The 18,071-nt window shown below is 59.9% G+C and carries 20 protein-coding genes and 1 pseudogene; 13 read left to right on the plus strand and 8 right to left on the minus strand.

Annotated elements, in window-relative coordinates; all coding sequences use genetic code 11:
- The 6 genes from ACSFA3_RS00005 to ACSFA3_RS00030 all read left to right on the plus strand — a co-directional run.
- Positions 1–891, plus strand: an 891-nt coding sequence (locus tag ACSFA3_RS00005) for an IS3 family transposase (RefSeq protein WP_435503363.1), incomplete at its 5' end; no start/stop codon positions are given.
- Positions 892–986: 95 nt separating this feature from the next.
- A complete protein-coding gene (locus ACSFA3_RS00010; protein ID WP_435503364.1) occupies positions 987–2,396 on the plus strand; it encodes a UvrD-helicase domain-containing protein in 1,410 nt (469 codons plus the stop codon).
- Positions 2,397–2,717: 321 nt separating this feature from the next.
- Positions 2,718–3,515 (plus strand): hypothetical protein, encoded by a 798-nt coding sequence (locus ACSFA3_RS00015; RefSeq protein ID WP_435503365.1) that lies wholly within the window; start codon positions 2,718–2,720, stop codon positions 3,513–3,515.
- The gene (locus ACSFA3_RS00020) at positions 3,499–4,713 is read left to right on the plus strand and encodes an XRE family transcriptional regulator (protein WP_435503366.1); all 1,215 of its coding nucleotides are present in this window, start codon (positions 3,499–3,501) and stop codon (positions 4,711–4,713) included. The genes ACSFA3_RS00015 and ACSFA3_RS00020 overlap by 17 nt, the downstream gene beginning before the upstream one ends.
- Before the next feature lie 212 nt (positions 4,714–4,925).
- Positions 4,926–6,320 carry a Shedu immune nuclease family protein gene (locus ACSFA3_RS00025; protein WP_435503367.1) on the plus strand — a complete coding sequence of 465 codons (1,395 nt, stop codon included), beginning with the start codon at positions 4,926–4,928 and terminating at the stop codon, positions 6,318–6,320.
- A gap of 18 nt (positions 6,321–6,338) precedes the next feature.
- Positions 6,339–7,022, plus strand: coding sequence for a hypothetical protein (locus ACSFA3_RS00030; RefSeq protein WP_435503368.1), 684 nt, complete (start codon positions 6,339–6,341; stop codon positions 7,020–7,022).
- 29 nt (positions 7,023–7,051) lie between these two features.
- Here ACSFA3_RS00030 and ACSFA3_RS00035 read toward each other — a convergent pair whose 3' ends face one another.
- The 5 genes from ACSFA3_RS00035 to ACSFA3_RS00055 all read right to left on the minus strand — a co-directional run bounded on the left by ACSFA3_RS00035 (position 7,052) and on the right by ACSFA3_RS00055 (position 12,220).
- Entirely contained in the window at positions 7,052–8,359 is a 1,308-nt protein-coding gene (locus tag ACSFA3_RS00035; RefSeq protein ID WP_435503369.1) for a coiled-coil domain-containing protein, read from the minus strand.
- Positions 8,356–9,933 carry a hypothetical protein gene (locus ACSFA3_RS00040; RefSeq protein WP_435503370.1) on the minus strand — a complete coding sequence of 526 codons (1,578 nt, stop codon included), beginning with the start codon at positions 9,931–9,933 and terminating at the stop codon, positions 8,356–8,358. Before ACSFA3_RS00040 ends, ACSFA3_RS00035 begins: the two co-directional genes overlap by 4 nt.
- Before the next feature lie 28 nt (positions 9,934–9,961).
- Positions 9,962–10,666 carry a phage tail terminator protein gene (locus ACSFA3_RS00045; protein ID WP_435503371.1) on the minus strand — a complete coding sequence of 235 codons (705 nt, stop codon included), beginning with the start codon at positions 10,664–10,666 and terminating at the stop codon, positions 9,962–9,964.
- A gap of 253 nt (positions 10,667–10,919) precedes the next feature.
- The gene (locus tag ACSFA3_RS00050) at positions 10,920–11,051 is read right to left on the minus strand and encodes a hypothetical protein (protein WP_435503372.1); all 132 of its coding nucleotides are present in this window, start codon (positions 11,049–11,051) and stop codon (positions 10,920–10,922) included.
- Between the two features lie 716 nt (positions 11,052–11,767).
- On the minus strand, positions 11,768–12,220 hold the full coding sequence (locus ACSFA3_RS00055; RefSeq protein ID WP_435503373.1) for a hypothetical protein: 453 nt from the start codon (positions 12,218–12,220) through the stop codon (positions 11,768–11,770).
- A 199-nt stretch (positions 12,221–12,419) separates the two neighbouring features.
- Here ACSFA3_RS00055 and ACSFA3_RS00060 point away from each other — a divergent pair, with 199 nt between their 5' ends.
- The 3 genes and pseudogenes from ACSFA3_RS00060 (at position 12,420) to ACSFA3_RS00070 (ending at position 14,218) form a co-directional block, all read left to right on the plus strand.
- Positions 12,420–12,641: a helix-turn-helix domain-containing protein gene (locus ACSFA3_RS00060; protein ID WP_435503374.1), complete on the plus strand. Its 222-nt coding sequence runs from the start codon at positions 12,420–12,422 to the stop codon at positions 12,639–12,641.
- Between the two features lie 733 nt (positions 12,642–13,374).
- Positions 13,375–13,578, plus strand: a pseudogene (locus ACSFA3_RS00065) (dCTP deaminase/dUTPase family protein); the annotation flags it as partial.
- A gap of 145 nt (positions 13,579–13,723) precedes the next feature.
- Positions 13,724–14,218 carry an outer membrane lipoprotein gene (locus tag ACSFA3_RS00070; protein WP_435503375.1) on the plus strand — a complete coding sequence of 165 codons (495 nt, stop codon included), beginning with the start codon at positions 13,724–13,726 and terminating at the stop codon, positions 14,216–14,218.
- Between the two features lie 7 nt (positions 14,219–14,225).
- On the opposite strand, the gene ACSFA3_RS00075 is transcribed toward ACSFA3_RS00070, so the two are convergent.
- Complete coding sequence (locus ACSFA3_RS00075) at positions 14,226–14,750, minus strand: FKBP-type peptidyl-prolyl cis-trans isomerase (RefSeq protein WP_435503376.1); 525 nt, start codon at positions 14,748–14,750, stop codon at positions 14,226–14,228.
- 14 nt (positions 14,751–14,764) lie between these two features.
- Between ACSFA3_RS00075 and ACSFA3_RS00080 the strand changes: the two genes are divergently transcribed.
- The 4 genes from ACSFA3_RS00080 to ACSFA3_RS00095 all read left to right on the plus strand — a co-directional run bounded on the left by ACSFA3_RS00080 (position 14,765) and on the right by ACSFA3_RS00095 (position 16,796).
- Positions 14,765–15,919, plus strand: coding sequence for a JmjC domain-containing protein (locus ACSFA3_RS00080; RefSeq protein WP_435503377.1), 1,155 nt, complete (start codon positions 14,765–14,767; stop codon positions 15,917–15,919).
- Entirely contained in the window at positions 15,909–16,265 is a 357-nt protein-coding gene (locus tag ACSFA3_RS00085) for a hypothetical protein (RefSeq protein WP_435503378.1), read from the plus strand. The genes ACSFA3_RS00080 and ACSFA3_RS00085 overlap by 11 nt, the downstream gene beginning before the upstream one ends.
- Before the next feature lie 3 nt (positions 16,266–16,268).
- Entirely contained in the window at positions 16,269–16,406 is a 138-nt protein-coding gene (locus tag ACSFA3_RS00090) for a hypothetical protein (RefSeq protein ID WP_435503379.1), read from the plus strand.
- A 132-nt stretch (positions 16,407–16,538) separates the two neighbouring features.
- Positions 16,539–16,796, plus strand: coding sequence for a hypothetical protein (locus ACSFA3_RS00095; protein ID WP_435503380.1), 258 nt, complete (start codon positions 16,539–16,541; stop codon positions 16,794–16,796).
- 89 nt (positions 16,797–16,885) lie between these two features.
- On the opposite strand, the gene ACSFA3_RS00100 is transcribed toward ACSFA3_RS00095, so the two are convergent.
- Both ACSFA3_RS00100 and ACSFA3_RS00105 read right to left on the minus strand, forming a co-directional pair.
- Positions 16,886–17,056 (minus strand): hypothetical protein, encoded by a 171-nt coding sequence (locus tag ACSFA3_RS00100; RefSeq protein WP_435503381.1) that lies wholly within the window; start codon positions 17,054–17,056, stop codon positions 16,886–16,888.
- Positions 17,057–17,113: 57 nt separating this feature from the next.
- A complete protein-coding gene (locus ACSFA3_RS00105; RefSeq protein ID WP_435503382.1) occupies positions 17,114–18,070 on the minus strand; it encodes an aldo/keto reductase in 957 nt (318 codons plus the stop codon).
- Position 18,071: the final 1 nt, after the last annotated feature.

The raw sequence follows: 18,071 nt of genomic DNA on the forward strand, positions 1-18,071 counted from the left end.
CTACTTTGCAAGGGACCCGCAGTGAAGTACGCCTTTATCGTTCGCCATCGCGACGTGTGGCCCACGCGGGTCATGTGCCGGGCGATGAACGTCTCGGCCAGCGGGTTCTACGAATGGTTCGGCAGGCCCGCCAGCGAGCACAGCCAGACCGATGCAAGGCTCACACGCAGTATTCGGGAGAGCTTCGAGCTTAGCGACCGCACCTACGGCAGCCCGCGGGTATGGCACGACCTCAGGGCCGCCGGCGAGCAGTGCGGCATCAACCGCGTGGCACGCCTAATGAAGGTGGCGAACCTGCAGGCCAGGCGCAAGCGCCGTAGGCTTCCCGGAGATGGTGCGAGCAGGCTGGAGAATCACATCGCGCCGAACCATCTGCAGCGCGCGTTCGAGGCGCTGGAGCCCAACCAGAAGTGGGTTGCAGACTTCACCTACATCTGGACGGCAGAGGGCTGGCTCTACGCAGCAGCGGTGACGGACCTCTACTCGCGCCGCATTGTGGGCTGGTCGATGAGCGACACCATGCAAGCTCGAATGGTGAGCGATGCGCTGCTGATGGCCTTGTGGCGAAGAGGGAAGCCGGCTGCGCTAATGCACCACTCGGACCAGGGCAGCCAGTACACCAGCGACGAGTTCCAGCAGCTGTTAAAGAGTCAAAACATCACCTGCAGCATGAGCCGGCGCGGTGAATGCTGGGACAACGCGGCGATGGAAAGCTTTTTCTCGACGTTGAAGACCGAGCGCTGCGCTCGCACGGTCTACCAGACCAGGGCGCAGGCCAGGGCCGACGTATTCGACTACATCGAGCGGTTTTACAACCCATTCAGGAAACACTCAAAATTGAACTACCTCAGCCCGGTTCAATTCGAGGAGCGGCAGCGCTTAAAGGGCTAGGCAAAGCGTCCGGGAAATCGGGGGAAGCCCACAGTATCGCCGCAACGCCTGAGTTCACGTACAGCCCCGACCGGAGACGATACGGTGACGGGGCATTGAGTCACGCAAGCGTCCTTGGTGTGGCCGCATGGTTGCTTAAGCAGAGACCCACGCTCCGCCGCATTCTTCGTGACCAACATCCGGTCATCCTGATTGACGAATCTCAGGACACGATGAAGAACGTCCTCGATGCGTTGCTGGAGGTCGTGGCTGAAGACCCGTCGAAGCTGATGTTGGGCTTGCTCGGCGACCACCGCCAGCGCATCTACATGGATGGGCATGCGGACCTTCTTGGGATCATCCCTCTGGAGTGGGCTACGCCAAAGCTGGAGATGAACCATCGAAGTCAGCGCCGCATCGTTGACCTAATAAATGAGATTTGGGACTCTGACCTGGAGGGACGAACCCAGTCAAGGAAGGCGGTGCAACAGCATCCGCGCAAAGAGAAGTCCGGAGGGCTAGTGCGAGTTTTCATCGGCGGCACCTCAGCTCCGGCCGAGGACAAGCTGCGGCGAGAGGGGCTGTGCGAAGTAGCAATGGAGGCTGCAACTGCTACTGTGGAGTGGCAACCCGGCAGCCCCGGCCACAAGGTACTGGCTCTCGAGCACAGACTTGTGGGTCGTCGGGGCGACTTCTTGGAGGCCTTGGATGCCCTTGCGCTTCTCGATCCAGACTCAGTTCGTCCCGATGCCAGCGGGGAGACCACAGGGCCCACAGCCGCGCAGATGCTGTTGCGCGAGATGATGGACCTGGCCGACTGCATCGACGACCAAGGTCTTGCCGTCGACTTTGCCGTTACCGAGGTTCTTCATCGCTTCGGTCGACTCTTGGCGCTCCCCGAGGAGAGCGATGCACGAGCACCGGTCCTCAAGACTTATAACCAAGCTGTCGACGATTTTGTCGCTGCCTGCTGCAAGCCGTCGGCCACGGTACGCGAGGTGGTGAAGCCGATTCTCGATAGCGGGCTATTTGAAGCTGACACGCGGCTCCTCGCCGGATTTCATGACACCCGTCCGCCCCCGGCTCCGCCAAAGCGAGGTCAGAAAGAAAGTCATGAGGATCGACTTGCTCGTGGATGGCACGCGCTGTTTGCAGTACCTTGGATGCAGCTTCGGCGGCTAAAGAACTATCTGAGTGGAAGTTCGCATCTGGCGACCCACCAAGTCGTCAAAGGTTCCGAGTTCAAGCACGTCATGGTCGTGATGGACGACGAAGACGCCGGAGGTTTCTTGTTCGCCTACGACCGCCTTTTCGGGGCACCGCTAGGTGATTCAGATCTCAAAAACGTGGGGGCAAAAAAGGAAACTTCGATTGATCGCACACTTCGCCTCCTCTACGTGACCTGCAGCCGGGCCGAAGAGAGCTTGGCCTTGGTGCTCTGGGCACGAGACGCCGAGCAAGCGCTCGCCTATGCGGAAAAAAGCAAGTGGTTTTTTCCTGGCGAAGTTCAGCCAATACCCGAGTAGGTTCAGGTCTTGCGTTGTCAGTCCACCTAGTCCAAACGAAATGCAGCACTCCAAATATGCATCCCCGGGGAGGGTCGCGATGAAGTTCATCCACGCAGCGGACACCCATCTCGACAGCCCGCAGAACGGCCTTGCCGCCTGGCCGAGCTGGCCGAGCTGGCCGAGCTGGCCGTTCATTTGGCCGGAGTCGGCGCGATAGACCACGTTACGGCTCGCACGTTCATGCGTGATTAGGCCGGTACCCAACCATGCCCTGGAGGGAGGATCGTGTACCGCGGTAGTCACGTATTCACGTGGGCATAGCTACGCTGACTCTGCTGCGTGGTGCTGTTCAATTCAATGCCCTCAATGGCTGTGCAAAAGAACAGTGCGGCGTCGGAATTTTTTGGAAATACCAGCCTACACGAAACTTTTTTTGTTAAAATTCCTGTCATCCGCAATTCTCCACCACCCATCATGAGTTCGATTGAAGGCCAAGCCCAGCTTGAGAAGTTGATCGTCGCGAACATTGCGAAGGACACCTTCATGGCGTTTGAAGACGCGTACCGGGACGGAGACCGGAAGGGGCGTGAATACGGAGCTCGGTTTGCACCCGGTCACCGTCGCTCTGCCGGCGGACAGGACAAACACTTTGCTTTGAACGAAACAATGTTTGTGGCGTTCGAGGCGCACGGCGCAAACCCCACCGCACTGCGCGGCAACCGGGTCGTCGTCGGGCGGCTGGGTAAATTCAATGTCGCGCGTTTGAATGTTCCCGGTCATAAGTGGGTTGATCTTCGGCGGGGGAAGACGCGACCACAACTGGCCAAGATCAACACTGCCATCGAGCGACGCTACGTGCAGAACGACTTGTTTGCCAAGTCGGATGGTGAGATTTCTGAAGCCACGCTGTTCATTCTCGGCGTGATGGACGGCCAGGACGAGAACGGGTTGTCTCAACTGACTACGGTGATGGTTGCCCTGCCAGCTCCCGACTTGCGGTCTTGGCTGTATATCCAGCCTTTGTCAAAGATTTTGGCGCTATACGAAGTTCCTGAAACTGTTGTCCAGCCCGACAACGCTAAGCCTGTACTCAAGAGCGTTCCAAACAAGAAAACTGGTGATGACCAAGGGAATTGATGACCTTCAGCCGGAGCGGCTCGAACAGTTGCTCTCGGTTCGCGGCTTGACCAAGGGGCAGCTTGCTGCTCTGGTCGGCGTCGCAGCGTCGACCGTTACGAAGTGGTGCAAGGGCGACCAGTCCCCTGAAGCCGAGACCTTTCAGCGCTTGGCCAGCGTGCTCAATGTGAAATCGGAGTGGCTCACCCGATTGCCGATGAAGCGCGTTTCCGCCCCGCTCTTCCGGAGCAACGCGTCGGCTCTTAAATCTGGTCGAGAGCGGCTTGAAGCTCGCACAACGATGCTTCAGGAGGTTGCAGTGCTCTTGTCGGAGCATGTTGACTTTCCTCGCCTGAACCTTCCATATCGGAACTTCACAAGTGCTGACCAGATTACCAGCGCCGACATTGAAGCCGCGGCCGAAGAGTGCCGCGTACTGTGGCAGTTGGGCAAGGGTCCGATTCAGGACCTGCTGCTGGCAGCCGAAGGTGCTGGCGTAGTGGTTGTACGGGAGGAGACCGAAATTCCGGTCATCGAGGGGCTATCTTGCTGGAGTGAAGAGCTTGGCGGTCGCCCCCTCGTGCATTTGTCGGCTGACAAGGAAAACGCATTCCGGAGTAGGTTTGACCTCGCCCACGAGATTGGGCACCTAGTTCTTCATCGGGACCTTCCACCTCCACCTAACAAGGAAGCTTACAACCTTATGGAGAGGCAAGCGCACCAATTTGCTGGTGCGTTGCTTCTTCCGGCGCAGACTTTTGCAGATGAGGTCAGGCTGCCGGTGAATTTGGATAGCCTGCTTTCTCTGAAGCAGCGATGGGGTGCTTCTGTTGCCGCAATGCTCATGCGCCTCCACGCTTTGCGCATTCTGAGCGATGAGGGAAAGCTGGCGATGTTCAAGCGAAGGTCAGCACGTTGGGGAGTGAAGTCAGAACCGGGAGACCAAGCGTGGATTCCCGAGAAGCCGCGGCTACTTCGCCGAAGCATCGAACTGCTAGTTGCCGAGGGGGTGCTTTCGGCAGAGCGAATTCCATATTTCCTTGGCACATCAACTTTAGACATTGAGAAGCTCTGTCACCTTCGCGAGCGTTACTTCGAAGCGCCAGGTCAGGTTATGGACCTAGCGATGCTTCGAGACGCCAAAACGAGAGATGAGAAATTAGCCAGCCCTGCCCGAAACGTCGGTGACGTCATCGACTTCCGACGGTTTCGTAGGTAACGCCGGGAGAGCGCTCTAGCCAACTTCAAATGTTGACATGTCAGCGCTTCAGAGTGGTCGCCTAAGATTGAAAAGACAACGAGTACGGGGGAGCAGTAGATGACGCGGGCTATTGAAGGTCAGACTGAATCTGAGGACCTCGACTCTACCTTTCCGGTCAGTCGGAGCCGACCGACGTTCTGGAGCCCGGAACTAGGCCCGATGCCGAAGCGATGGATGTATCGCTCCGACGAATCAATCGTGGTGGGGAGGACTGTGTTGAGGTCTACGCGCACGGCGAGGGACGCCTGAACGACGAGGCGGAGAAGACCCAGCAGTCAGTTCTTCTCGCAATGGTGACGGAGCGCGCGCTCACCATGTTTCCGCTGGTGTCGGCATCGTATCGGCCGGCGTTCCTAACACCGAAGTACAACGAGTTGACCACTATCACGGTCCTCGGTGACGAAAATTTTCCTTGGCATCTTCCAGAGGACGTTGACGACTTCGACGGCATGCTTGACAACCTTCCGACGGGGTTTGGTCGACATGCAAAGTACGGCCTGGGATTTAGATGGGAGTACCGGCTCATCCCAGATGCGATCCTCGAAATCGAAGGAGTTACCGAGTTAGTGATTGGGCCCGGGGATGGCGCGTCCGTAGAACTACCCAAGTTCAAAGTTGGCCTGGATCGCTTCGCAGCCATCAAGCGGTCCATCGACTCAATCACTAACCGCGCTCGCGCTCAGTCCCTGCGCGACCGTAGGTTACTTGCCTTCAATGAGTTGCTTCACGAGGCCGAACCGCAAAAGTTCGAACGCCGTTTTGCCGAGGTTAAGCCGGGTGAAATTTACGAGTTGGTCAAACTGGGTGGCCGGTCACAGTACCGAAGCGTGAACGACACATTGGCCGCAGCTGCGGTCGTGTGCGAGGACGCCGCGAAGGTGGCCGCCAAGCAGCCAACTGAGCTGTACAAGCTCAAGTCCGTCATCGAGCATATCACCTTGAAGGAGCTCATCCTCAAAATTGAGGAGATGCTCACAAAGAACTTGCCCGAGTCGAAGTGGCAGGCCTTTTTTAAGGCGAATCCTTTCGTCCTAAGCTTGGCATTTGCGCACCCAGTTTTCTTGGTTCAAGAGCAAGCGTACGTCGGAGGAACCTTGCTCAAAGGAGCCGGCGAGAGCATCGTGGACTTCCTGTTTGCTCAGCGCTTCACCGGCAGCCTCGCACTCATTGAAATCAAGCGGCCGTCGATGCTGCTCATCGAAAACAAGACATTTCGCGGAGACTTGCATGCCCCACACAAAGACCTAACAAGCGCGATGGCCCAGGCGCTCGACCAACGCTATCAGTTGATGGCCAACTTTCTCGCGAAGTCACACGATCCGTCCCTCAAGAACACGCACGCTGCTGCCGTCCACTGCGTGGTAGTCGCCGGAAGAACTCCAGCCACAGGCGAACAGATGCGCTCTTTCGATCTGTTTCGCCACAGCTCCAAGGACGTCGCAGTGCTAACCTTCGACGAATTGCTGGAGAAGCTTCGAGAGATTCAGCGGTTAATGTCCAGCACCGGTGCCCAGGCAGCGAAGCCTCTCGGCATAGCTGAAGCGGCCGATGTCCAGGAACTGTGACCGTTGTGGCCTGTGTCCATGGACGTCTACTTCTTCCTCAAGCAACGTACGGACCTCATCCGGCACTTCTACGACGCAGCATCAGCGCCGTTTGTTGAAACAAAGCGGCGCATCAAAGATGCCCTCCCACCTTTCGATGATCCTCCTTACGACGAAAGTGGCGAGCCAGCCTTTCTCGCAGAGTGGCTCCAGGCTGACGTCGAACATGAATTGATTGGTCGTGCCGCGGTTTCAATGTTGTCCGATGCATTGAAGCAGTTCCTCGTTACCTGGGAGCGACGAACATGGTCTGAACCACCGTGCGCCAAGTGTTTCAAGAAGGCGTTCGATTCAGGATTTATCGCAGGCTACGTGGCATGCTTTGCTGAAGGCTTCGAGCTTGACTGGTCCGGGTGTCCTGCCGACTTAGATGTACTCAAACAGGTCGTCTTGGCTCGCAACCGCGCGCAGCATTCGGACCTTGTCCTGGATCATCTGACGCACGACGACAAGTCCTTGCAGGCATATCCCAGGCCATTTTTCGTCCGTCCCGAGGACGAAGGCGCTGATGCTGGCTCTAGCAACTTCCTCTCTGCAGCCATCCACATCAGCAGGGAAAAGCTGTTTGAAGCGATTGAGCACGCTGAGCGACTGAGCGCATGGGTACAGCAAGGGATCGACGATCACCACCACCGAAGGTCGCGAAACCAAGCCTTGAGTTGATCCCTAGGCCACAGACCTGCGCGCGGTCTCTAAAAAATTTGCCAGGTTTTAAGGGCGAGGACGCAAGAGAGAGCTATCAGCGCAGCAACGTTAGCTCCTAGCGCCCAGATCGCCCGTAAAAGCTGCGACTTCTCGTTAGTTTGGCTTGCCGTCATCTTCGCCATCTGCGCAGCTAGCGTCGGAACGTCGTGCTCGAAGCCCCTGTAGCTCTTCACCAGTAACTCCAGTTGGGCCGTGGTCTCGCCCTCGACTGCGATGAGCTTGCGAACAGACTCCGCAGCCCTTCCGATCTCCGCTGAATGTTCTGCGGCAAGCGCTCGATGCTCCTCTGAGGTTGCCTGCGCGCGGGACGTAGCCTCTAGAAGTGAGTGCATCTGATCTCGGAGTGCAACGGTGCTCGCGGCGACACGCTCAAATTCGCTCTCCAGCCGTCGGATTGTCTGCGCGATCCGACTGTCACGTTCTGAGGCCCGCAGCCTGTCTTCTTCAACGCGGGAGGCGAGTTGCTCAATCGACAAATGCTGCTGCACGGCGAGCGCACCCAGGCGCTCTGTGCGCTCCAGCAGTGCTGAGCTGTCGACTTGAAGACCGTCGATGAGCTCCGAGTGAGCAAATGCGCTCGCGGCGACACGCTCAAATTCGCTCTCTAGCCGTCGGATTGTCTGCGCGATCCGACTGTCACTTTCTGAGGCTCGCAGCCTGTCTTCTTCAACGCGGGAGGCAAGTTGCTCAATCGACACGTGCTGCTGCACGGCAAGCGCACCCAGGCGCTCTGAGCGCTCCAGCAGTGCTGAGCAGTCGACTTGAAGACCGTCGATGAGTTCCGAGTGAGCAAGTGCGCCCTGAGTCAGGCGGTCAACGTCCGCACGAAGAGCATCCGCCACTTCGGCAGTTGCATCGATTTTTTCTTGTGTCGAACGCGATGAATCGAGAATTGCGCTGAACATCTCCTTGGCCGCGCTCGCAACTCGCTTTCCACTTTCCGAGAGCACGTGAATCTTGCCATCGCTGTCTCTCACGCCTTCGTTGATCTGACGTTCAAACTCGGCAAAAACGCTGGCGAGGTACACGTAGCCCAACGTGTTGAGCGCTACGACCTCTTGGTTTAGGCGAACGAGCAAGTCGTTGATGCGGCTCTGCGACTTGGCGGTGGAGACTAGGTCATCGCGACTGCTGGTGACCAAGTTCTTTAAGAAGCCGCGGCTTTCAATTTCAGCGACCTTGACATTGGCTTCCTTGGCGGCGTTCTCTATCTCTTTGACGAGGCCCAAGAGACGTGAAGCTTGGCTTTCGGGCGCTACCGTGTTCGACCGCTTTGATTGGATCAGGGCTGTCATTTCTTGATCGACTTCAGCATTTGTTCGAGATCATCGACTTCGTTGCCGTAGGCCGCGATGGACGTATCGAGGGCTGCCCTGCGGCCGTGCCGCTGCGCCGTGTTGATTTGGACGCTGAGACGAAGCTCGCCGTGCGCTCTCGTCATAAGCTCTTCAGATGCGTCCAGCATGAAGCACGCACGCCGCATGCTTAAGAGCGTGACTTGATTGCGGCGTTCCACGTCGGCAAATTTCTTGTTCCGAAATGCCAGACTCGATTTCAGATGGTCGAAGGCAAGGAGGAGGAGGATGCCGCCCACGCTTATCATCGCGCCGGAGATCACCGTGGCCAGCTCGTTAGCGAAGGGAGCGAGTAGGGGGAGCGTCTGTAGCATCTTGGCAATGGCTTCTTGAGCACCGATGCCAATCACGGTGGCTGCGGCGCCGCCGATGATGGCTAGTACATCACGCGCAATTTCAGACTTCGTCATGCCGGGGTCAGGCGCTACGACGACCTTGACTGCACGAACGAGCGCAACGACCGTTTCACGAATGATCGTGACCACATTGCTGACGGTCGTGATAAACGAGTTGATGAGAAAGGTTGCCAAGCTGGAGAGCAGTCCAGAGACGGCCGAGGCCAAGCCCTCTTTGAGGAATTCCGCCCACTTGGTCCTCATCTCTTCGATCACGGCCTTTGCGCGGGCTGTGAGTACGGACTTGATCTTTTCAATGTCGCGAAGCCCATCTCGTGCAAGCTGACGAATGTCTGAGACTACGCCCTTGAGCAAGCTACGAAGCGCCAATCCGACAATCTGGCGAAGTGCGACCTTGCCGGCCTCGATCCCGCCCTGTAATGCCAGGTCTTGAGCGTTCTTCTTGAGAACGGCACGGTCTTGAACTCGATCAACGGCCTTGCGAGCCTTCGCGTCCACATCGGCCATCTTTTCCCGGTCCACCCCAAAGGCTTCGGCGTTCTTAACCGCACGGTCCTTGGAGCTCGGCTTGTCTGCCCAGTCTTCCAGCTTGTGGTCGCTTTTTGACTGGTTCATGCGCCCGTCCGCCCACACGAGATTGTCTTCATGGGTGGCCGTGTTGACCCGCTCATGGCGCGTTTGAGCGAAATGTCCTTTCGAGGAGCGCTCGATTTCGGATGCTGACATGACGTGGTCGCGGTGCGCCTGGCCGTTGCGAGGAAGCTCTTTGCCGCTGTACGCATCAACCCGCGGCGCCTCTTCTTGAAAGGACTCTTTCCGTTTCTCGGCCTTCTTGCGCGCTGCGTTGTAGTCCTTGCGGTTAAGCGTCTCGGTCTGCGCGTTCTGGTGGCCCTGGCGACGCGCGGCGTCGTCTCCGTTTGCGGTGACTCCTTTATTGAAGTTGCTGAGCGTAGTCACGTTGCCGCCATCGACATCTGCGAGCAGGTCCGCCGAAAGCCCGAACGGGCCAATAAGCGTGTTCAGCAGCGACGCCTGGAGGTCGTCTAGGACTTTAGAGTTGTCAGGTGACGGCGAGCTTGATTCGATGATGCGAATGAGCCGCTCGGTATCGTCATTAATCCACACGGTATCACCCTGGCTAAGGATGCTCTCTGCCATGACCTCGTCCCTTGTAAGATGCTTTCCGTTACATGCTATGCCGCGTACGGCATTCTTGCAACGGTCTGCAGCAGAGATCGACTCGGAGGTGCGACTGTCCCTCGACTCTGGAACTTGCAGGCCAACATCTAGGCGCGTCAAAGGCACTCGGGCAGCCGCGCGGCTCCTTGATGAGCAGACACTGCTTGCTCCAGATATAGGGCCCGAGCGGGCCTTCCCTGTCGGCGGTGAGCGCGGCTGCCACCTGGTTGGCCAGCACATAGCCCTCGCCATAGGTGAGCGCCCGAATGGCCACCCGGAACTCGTCCTTGATGTGCCCGCGCATGTAATGGTTGATCGGCGTGCCGTCGTAGCCGTTGCGCAGCAGCACGCCCTCCTTGCAGTCCGTGGGCATCTCGTCGGCAAACAGGGTTTCGGCCTGCTTGCCCAGCCCCTTGGACGCGAGGTAGATGGCAAGGAATTCGAGGTTCATTCGTCGTCGTCCGAATCTGGGTTCTGGAAGTTCATGGGCACGGTGCGGGCACACGTGACGCGGCGCACGGCGCCGGCCATTAGCTCCTCGATGTCCTTGGTGCCCTCCTTTGATGACGCGCGACATGAAGCGCCCGTCGACCTTCTTGCCGCCCGCGGCCTTGGCCTGCGAGCGTTTGCCCAGCCGGTAGTAACGCGCGTCTGCCTGGCGGCCGTAGGGGTGCAACTGCTCCTCCATCACCAGGGCGTGGTCGCCGAGCACGCCCTCTCCGGTCGAGCGCGCAGCGTCTAGGTCTATGTAGACGGTGAAGTTGTTGCGCCGGTCTTGCTTGACCGTGGCGTAGTCGATGTGCTGCTCGAGCAGGCCCGTGTCGACCGGCGCGTAGGAGCGGGCCAGGTCGCGATCTTTATGGCCACCTGGCGCATGCGCGCGCTCATCCCCTTGACGGCACGGTCGCCGACATGCCTGAGGTTGCTTTCGAGCTCCGAGGGGTTGAAGCGCACCTTCATGCCCATCATCTGACCAAGGTATGGGCGATGAGGCCGGCGGCCGGCATTCCGCCCTCGATGACCTGCGGTGCGGCAGTCTCCTGCACCAGGCACTGGCAGCAGCGGCAGGCCCACTTGCCGTAGATGTGGCGGTGCACGAAGAACTCCGCCGCACGATGTCTGCCCCCCAAGCGTGGCCCACGCTCGCACCCGTCGAAGCATCATCGTCACGATGATCGCGGGAGATACCAGAGTAAATTTTGGCTGAATAACAGAGTAAATTTTCATGGAACTGCCGCGTCACAGCTAGATTTACCGGTGTGCAGCTACTTCGGCGCCGATTGCTGCGTCACCTCAACTGCCAGCAAAACACGGGGTGACGCCGCAGATACCAAGGACGGTCGGGTTCTGCGCTTCAGAAGGTCATCCATCGCCCGATCACGGCCGCGTCTTCGTGAAAAAGGCGGCTAGCAGCGGCTCGCTACAAGGGCGTGCCAGTCTGAAAATGAAACGAAGGTTTCCTGCCTTTTGTCGTTAAGGGTTATCCAGCCGCCGCATCGAACGCTCAGGGTCGCAAGCCGACCTACATCCGCATCGCTCATCAGAAGCGTCGTCGTTAGAGCTAAGGGCGTTTGGATGGCCTTCCAAAGCTCATACTCAATCCCGACCATCCAGACCGCGCAGTAAGCGCGCCGAGACAAATCGGACATTAATTCAGCCAACTCTCGCTGCTCCGCCGTTAGATTTTCAAGTGCCACCGAATCCTCTTTAGAGGCAGGATGTGCCGCCTCAAAAATTCTTCAAACAAGCTGTCGTGAGCTAAGCACTGCCCGTAAGTGCGAATACGCGCAATCGCCTTGGCCGGTGCATCGAGTCACCACACGTCGAAGTGACGGAACCAGCCGACTTCTAGAACGCGGCGACGGTGCGTAACGTCCTCAGCCTCCACACCAGGCGCGTCGAAGCAGAACTGCCCGCGGCCCGCTACGTGATAGACAAAGACTTCCGCTCCTTGGTGCTTTCCACGCTCGATGAAGTCCACCCTGAATGGTGACCATTTTCGTTTCACTGACCAGCGCGGCGGCGCCATCATGAGGAGGCTCGCCAGCTGCGCCTGCGGTCGTGTCTTCAAATGTTCAAGGATGTCTCGAAGGGCCTGGGCGCACACTGTTTCCCAGGACCCACTCCCCTCATCTTCGCTGAGATAGGTCAGGACGAACCAAGGCTGGTGCGTCTTATAGGCCGCTTGGTGCAGGGCCTTGCCTACGCCGAAATGAGCTTCGCCGATGGACTGAATGAATGATGGTGAGCGAGCTGTAAAGATCATGAGGTGTGCATATCGGAGCCAGAGCTAGACCCAACAGTCTCAAGCACGTTTTGCATTGCTCCGCGATACGGTGGCTCGCTCTAGAGGAACCCAGCGATAGTCACGCAGACACAAAAACATGGCTATAGACAGTATAGTTAAATCCAGTAGATTGTGGGTCTGTAGATTTTTAGACTGAAGTCCGCGACTCTCGCGCACTATGAAAAAGCATAGGCCCGCGAGAGCGATACTGGCCGACAACATCCGTCGCGTGCGGGCGTCGAAGGGAATTTCACAAGAGCAGCTTGCCGAGTTGGCTGGCTTGCACAGAACCTATGTGAGCCAACTAGAGCGCGAAAAGTGCAACATCACGCTGGACAGCTTGGTGCTGCTAGCCACGGTCCTTGGTATGCAAGCTGGTGAGTTGCTCACCGAGCCTTAAAGCGTCTATTGGCAACAGCATCAAACGATTAGCAGCGGGGGAGGCGGTGCGGCGACGCTGCAATGAGGGCGGTGCTGTCTGTGTTCGCGAAGGGGCGACACCTTGCTGTCGATGTTGGCACGACGGGCGCAGAGCTTTTGGCTGAGGCTTAGCGGCAGCTACCACCGTGTTGGCGACTAGACGTGGAGCGGGGTTCAGTCAGCAGCGAAGCGCTTACTGCTGCGATGCAACGTGCGGCCGCCCGGCGAGCCGCCGTCGCGAAGCGTGCATCGGAGCGCAAGGCTGCTGCAAGGCAGGCGGCCGCTGTTGACATTGAGAGCACGCAAGAGCCAAAGAAGATGAGGGGGCGTCCCCTCGGACAAAAGTTCGCTGGAGGCGCTGTCCGCAAAGCCAAGCCGGGTGAGTAGCCACATCCAATGAACCGCCTAAGATCGACTTGGATGAGGGGTCGACTGACGCACCTGAAGGGGAGGGCGTGCTGGGTGGGGGTAATTCAGGCGTTCGGCGGGCACGCCGCCACTGCTCCACTGTGGCGGCGCGATAGCCTGAGAGTCTAGGTCGCGGAATGCGACTGGCTTGCTTTGCCAGGACGAGCGGATCTAATCGCCACCAGGGCCGGACGTCGAATTTTATCCACCGCGGAGAGTGGCCCACACGGCGCCCGTCCCCCGGCACCCCCTCAAGATATGAAGAAGATGGTCAAGATATTGAGACGTCTCAACTTCGTCTTGGCGTGGGGCTGATCGACAGCGACTACCAAGGCGAATTGAAGATCAGCGCCTGGAACCGCAGCGAAAAGGCCTTTGTATTGCAGCCGATGGAGCGATTGGCGCAATTGGTGATCGTCCCGGTGATGCAGGCGCAATTCAATGTCGTCGAGGATTTCGCACCCAGCGAACGTGGCGCCGGCGGCTATGGTTCAACCGGACGCAACTGATCGGTAAAGAAACGCAGAAAACGCAGAAAACGCAGGCCCGAAGCGGACGACGTGCAAAGCGCGGAACTCCCTACATCGGGCCGCCTCCAAGAACTCGACGATTCCAATCGCTCAAATGACAGGATACGAAACCATGAACAATTCCATGAAAAAACCGTTACGTTTCATCTCCATTGCAGCATCGATGGCGGCACTCGCGACGCTGACGGCTTGCGTCGCACCGCAGCCGATCTACGAGACCAGCCGCCAGCCGTATCACGCGCCATATCACGCCGCGGTGCAGGGTCCGTATGTCGAATACGGACGTATTGCCAACATCGAAGTCATCCGCAGCGAGACGCGCGGTGCGGGACCTTCGGGCGGCGGTGCGGTCGCTGGTGGTCTGGTCGGCGGCGTCGTCGGCAACCAGTTCGGTCACGGCGGCGGTCGTGCCGCGATGACGGCGATTGGTCTGGTCGGCGGGGCGTTGCTGGGCAACAACATCGAATCCAACGCGAATGCGCCGCGCGCCTATGAGAGCTACCGGATCTCGGTGCAGACCGAAAACGGCGGCTATCGCGCTTTCGATGTGCCGACGCCGGGCGACCTGCGGACCGGCGACCGCGTGCGGATCGACAACGGTCAGATTTCGCGGTTCTGACCGGGGGTCAGTGCAGCAACCCGCTGTTGGGTGCTGCAGACGCAATCTTGAAGAAACCGGTCCCGGCTGTGCCGCGACCGATTTCGTCTTCCGTGGCTTCGCGCACCGAGCGAACCGTCAGATCCAGCCGCAATGCAATGCCCGACAGCGGGTGATTGCCGTCCAGCACCAGATGCTCCGGATAGATTTCACTCACCGTATAGATTGCATCGCGCGCGATATCGGCGCTCACGCCTGCCGGTAATGCGGCGCCGTCGAAAGTCATTCCGGCTTCGGTGCCCGCCGGGAAGAGTGAAAGCGGTTCCAGGAAAAGCAGCTTGTCGTTGAAGTCGCCGAATGCCTGTTCCGGTTCGAGATGCAATTGCACCCGCGCGCCGGGTTCATGACCCTGCAGCGCAGCTTCAATTGCATCGAAGAGATCGTCGCCGCCGACAAGGAATTCGACCGGTTCATCCAGCTCATCCAGCACATCGCCCAGCGTGTCCTTGAGCGTCCAGGTCAGACCGACCACACATTGTTCAGAGATTTCCATTGCAGAATTCTCCCATGGAGATCACCCAACCCTCAGTGCTGCTCGGCGGCCTCACCCCGGCGCAGTTCATGCGCCGCCATTGGCAGAAAAAGCCTCTACTCATCCGCCAGGCCGTGCCGTCGCTCTCAGATCCGGCGAATCTGCCGGTCGGTCGCAGCGCGCTGTTCGACCTCGCGGCGCGCGAAGACGTCGAATCGCGCCTCATCCGCCAATCGCCGCAAGGCTGGAAGCTCAAGCATGGCCCGTTCGCGCGCCGCGCGTTGCCGCCGCTGCAGCAGGCCGGCTGGACGCTGCTGGTGCAGGGCGTCGATCTGCACGACGATCGCGCGCATGCGCTGCTGCAGGAATTCCGCTTCCTGCCCGACGCGCGACTCGACGACCTGATGATCAGTTATGCGAGCGACGGCGGCGGCGTCGGCGCACATTTCGACAGTTACGACGTGTTCCTGCTGCAGGTACACGGCCACCGGCGCTGGTCCATCGGCCGGCAGCGCGACCTGAGTCTGCAGCCTGACGTGCCGCTCAAGATCCTGAACAAGTTCGTTCCCGAGCAGACCTTCGACCTGGCGCCCGGCGACATGCTCTATCTGCCGCCGCGCTACGCCCATGACGGCGTGGCGCTCGGCGGCGACTGCATGACCTATTCAGTCGGGCTGCGCGCGCCGGCTTCGGCGCCGCTGGGTGCGGATCTGCTGGTGCGCATGGCCGAGGCGCAGGCGGAAGCGCTGGAAGACGACGACGCGCCCCAACCCGTGTATTACCGCGATCCGTCGCAGGAAGCGGTCGCGGCACCGGCAGCGATTCCGGCTGCGCTGCAGGCATTCGCGCGCCAGGCGGTCGAGAAGGCGCTGCGCGAAACCGATGCCGTCGACCGCGCACTCGGCGAGTCGATGACGGAACCCAAGGCCAATGTCTGGTTCGACCAAGGCGAAGCGCCCGGGACGTCGCCGGCTCAGATCACGCTGGACCGGCGCACCCGAATGCTCTACGACGAGCGGCACATCTACATCAACGGCGAAAGCTTTCGCGCGGGCGGCCGAGATGCGGCGCTGATGCGGCGGCTCGCCGACCGGCGGACGCTCGACACGCGCGATCTTCGGCGGGTGAGCGACGACGCACTCGCGTTGCTGGGCGACTGGTGCGAGGCAGGCTGGGTTCATGCCGACTGAAGACAGCCTGCTTCCCGAAGGTGCTTTCGACGGGCGCATCGCCTTTCAAGCGCAGTTGCGCATGGCGCTGGAAACGGCGGCGCGGGAAGGCTGGCGCGAACTGGCTTTCAGCGATCCGACGTTCGCCGACTGGCCGCTCGGCGAGCGCACCAGCATCGAGCGGCTGAACGCATGGGCGTCGAGCGGGCGCACATTGCTCCTGCTGGCCGGCAGCTTCGCGGTGTTCGAACGCGATCACATGCGCTTCGTCGAATGGCGTCGTACCTGGAGTCACATCGTCGATTGCCGTGCGTGCAGCGGTGCCGGTGCGCCGCGGGTGCCGAGCGCGATCTGGAGCCCGTCGTAGCAGATGCACCGCGTCGACCTGGAGCGCAGCCGCGGTGTCAGCGGTAGCGATCCGGAGCGTCGTCGGGCGCTCCGCGAGCAGATCGACGAATGCCTGAGACGCGGCAGGCCCGCGTTTCCGGCGACGATGCTCGGGCTCTGAAGAGGCGCTGACCGGACTTTTTCGGCGCCATTGCGGTGCATCCGACCGCTGTAAGCCAACGCCGCGATCACACTTCGATGCACCAAAGCGGTTCTAGAATTTTGTTTTTCAAAGATCGCTCAAGGAGAACCCATGAACAAGTCCGTACTGATCGCAGCCGTCATCGCCGCCGCCGCACTCACCGCCTGTGGCAAGAAGGAAGAGCCCGTGCCGACCGTCGTGACGCCGGCACCCGTCGTCGTGACCCCCGCCGCACCTGCCACCACGCCCGCAGCACCGGCTTCGGACGCTACCGGCACGATGGCACCTTCGTCGTCGGCATCGTCCGCGCTGGACGCTGCCAATGCCGCAACCAATGCAGCACGCAATGCTGCATCCGCACCGAAGTAATTCGAAGCCCGGCCTGCATTCCGCAGGCAGGAAAAAAGCCCGCCGGTGCGAACCGGGCGGGCTTTTTCATGGGCGCCGTTTTTTCCAGGTCAGGACGGATCCTTGCCGCGTGTGCGGCCGACGGCGCTGAAGATGCCGATGCCGAGAAGAATGAGGGCGCCGATGCCGATATACAGCGTAGGCACGCCTGCGACCGAGGCACCCCAGGCCAGGCCGCCCAGGAAGATCAGATAACCGACCATGTAGATCGCAAAGGACATGTTCCCGCTCCGGAGTTGATATGAAAAGATTGTGACGCGGTCGGGCGCAGCGTCTCGTCAGGATTCCTCGCTGGCTGCGTTCAGCGCCGTGACGGATTCCGCATCCAGCTTCAGTGCGACGGCCGCGGCGAGGTCGTCGAGTTGCGCGATCGAAGTCGCACTGGCGATCGGCGCCGTCACACCGGGACGTGCAAGCTGCCATGCGATGGCGATCTGGCCCGGCGACACGCCGTGCCGTTGGGCGACGGAATCGAGCGCATCGAGAATCCGCAGCCCGCGTGCATTCAGGTACTTCTTGGTCGTCGTCGCGCCGCGTGCGCTCTTCGCGGCATCGGCCTCCGTACGGTATTTGCCGGTCAGAAAGCCCGCCGCCAGTGCATAGAAGTTGATGACGCCGACACCGCGTTCCAGGCACAACGGTTCCAGCTCGGCTTCGAACACCGCGCGGTCGTACAGGTTGTAGAGCGGCTGCAGACTTTCGTAACGGGGCAGGCCGGTGCGCTCGGCAACGTCCAGCGCTTCGGCGAGACGCGGCGCGGTGAAGTTCGATGCGCCGATGGCGCGCACCTTGCCGGCCTTGATCAGTTCGGCGAACGCGCCTGCGGTTTCCTCGAGCGGCGTCGCGGCATCGTCGTCGTGCGACTGGTAGAGATCGATGTGATCGGTCTTCAGCCGCCGCAGCGACGCGTCGACCGCTTCGCGGATGTATGCCGCCGACAGCCCGACCTTGTCGTCGCCCATCGGCTTGCCGACCTTGGTCGCGAGCACGATGCGGTTGCGCTTGCCGGTCTGGCGCAGCCATTTGCCGATGATCGTCTCCGACTCGCCGCCTTCATGGCCCGGCACCCAGCGCGAATACACGTCGGCGGTGTCGATGAAATTGAAACCCGCATCGAGCCACGCATCGAGCAGCCGGAACGACATCGCCTCGTCGACCGTCCAGCCGAAGACGTTGCCGCCGAAAGCGAGCGGCGAAACCTGGAGGCCCGAACGGCCGAGCGAGCGATATTCCATG

The sequence above is a fragment of the Variovorax glucosi genome (assembly GCF_051216695.1).
Classification (GTDB): Bacteria; Pseudomonadota; Gammaproteobacteria; order Burkholderiales; family Burkholderiaceae_C; genus Variovorax.

What these genes read in the sequence shown, in the direction of transcription:
- ACSFA3_RS00040 (WP_435503370.1), bottom strand. Translation starts at nt 9,933, where the DNA reads ATGGCAGAGAGCATCCTTAGCCAGGGTGATACCGTGTGGATTAATGAC.
- ACSFA3_RS00085 (WP_435503378.1), top strand. Translation starts at nt 15,909, where the DNA reads ATGCCGACTGAAGACAGCCTGCTTCCCGAAGGTGCTTTCGACGGGCGC.
- ACSFA3_RS00075 (WP_435503376.1), bottom strand. Translation starts at nt 14,750, where the DNA reads ATGGAAATCTCTGAACAATGTGTGGTCGGTCTGACCTGGACGCTCAAG.
- ACSFA3_RS00025 (WP_435503367.1), top strand. Translation starts at nt 4,926, where the DNA reads ATGGATGTATCGCTCCGACGAATCAATCGTGGTGGGGAGGACTGTGTT.
- ACSFA3_RS00095 (WP_435503380.1), top strand. Translation starts at nt 16,539, where the DNA reads ATGAACAAGTCCGTACTGATCGCAGCCGTCATCGCCGCCGCCGCACTC.
- ACSFA3_RS00020 (WP_435503366.1), top strand. Translation starts at nt 3,499, where the DNA reads ATGACCAAGGGAATTGATGACCTTCAGCCGGAGCGGCTCGAACAGTTG.
- ACSFA3_RS00100 (WP_435503381.1), bottom strand. Translation starts at nt 17,056, where the DNA reads ATGTCCTTTGCGATCTACATGGTCGGTTATCTGATCTTCCTGGGCGGC.
- ACSFA3_RS00030 (WP_435503368.1), top strand. Translation starts at nt 6,339, where the DNA reads ATGGACGTCTACTTCTTCCTCAAGCAACGTACGGACCTCATCCGGCAC.
- ACSFA3_RS00035 (WP_435503369.1), bottom strand. Translation starts at nt 8,359, where the DNA reads ATGACAGCCCTGATCCAATCAAAGCGGTCGAACACGGTAGCGCCCGAA.
- ACSFA3_RS00080 (WP_435503377.1), top strand. Translation starts at nt 14,765, where the DNA reads ATGGAGATCACCCAACCCTCAGTGCTGCTCGGCGGCCTCACCCCGGCG.
- ACSFA3_RS00060 (WP_435503374.1), top strand. Translation starts at nt 12,420, where the DNA reads ATGAAAAAGCATAGGCCCGCGAGAGCGATACTGGCCGACAACATCCGT.
- ACSFA3_RS00070 (WP_435503375.1), top strand. Translation starts at nt 13,724, where the DNA reads ATGAAAAAACCGTTACGTTTCATCTCCATTGCAGCATCGATGGCGGCA.
- ACSFA3_RS00105 (WP_435503382.1), bottom strand. Translation starts at nt 18,070, where the DNA reads ATGGAATATCGCTCGCTCGGCCGTTCGGGCCTCCAGGTTTCGCCGCTC.
- ACSFA3_RS00090 (WP_435503379.1), top strand. Translation starts at nt 16,269, where the DNA reads ATGCACCGCGTCGACCTGGAGCGCAGCCGCGGTGTCAGCGGTAGCGAT.
- ACSFA3_RS00055 (WP_435503373.1), bottom strand. Translation starts at nt 12,220, where the DNA reads ATGATCTTTACAGCTCGCTCACCATCATTCATTCAGTCCATCGGCGAA.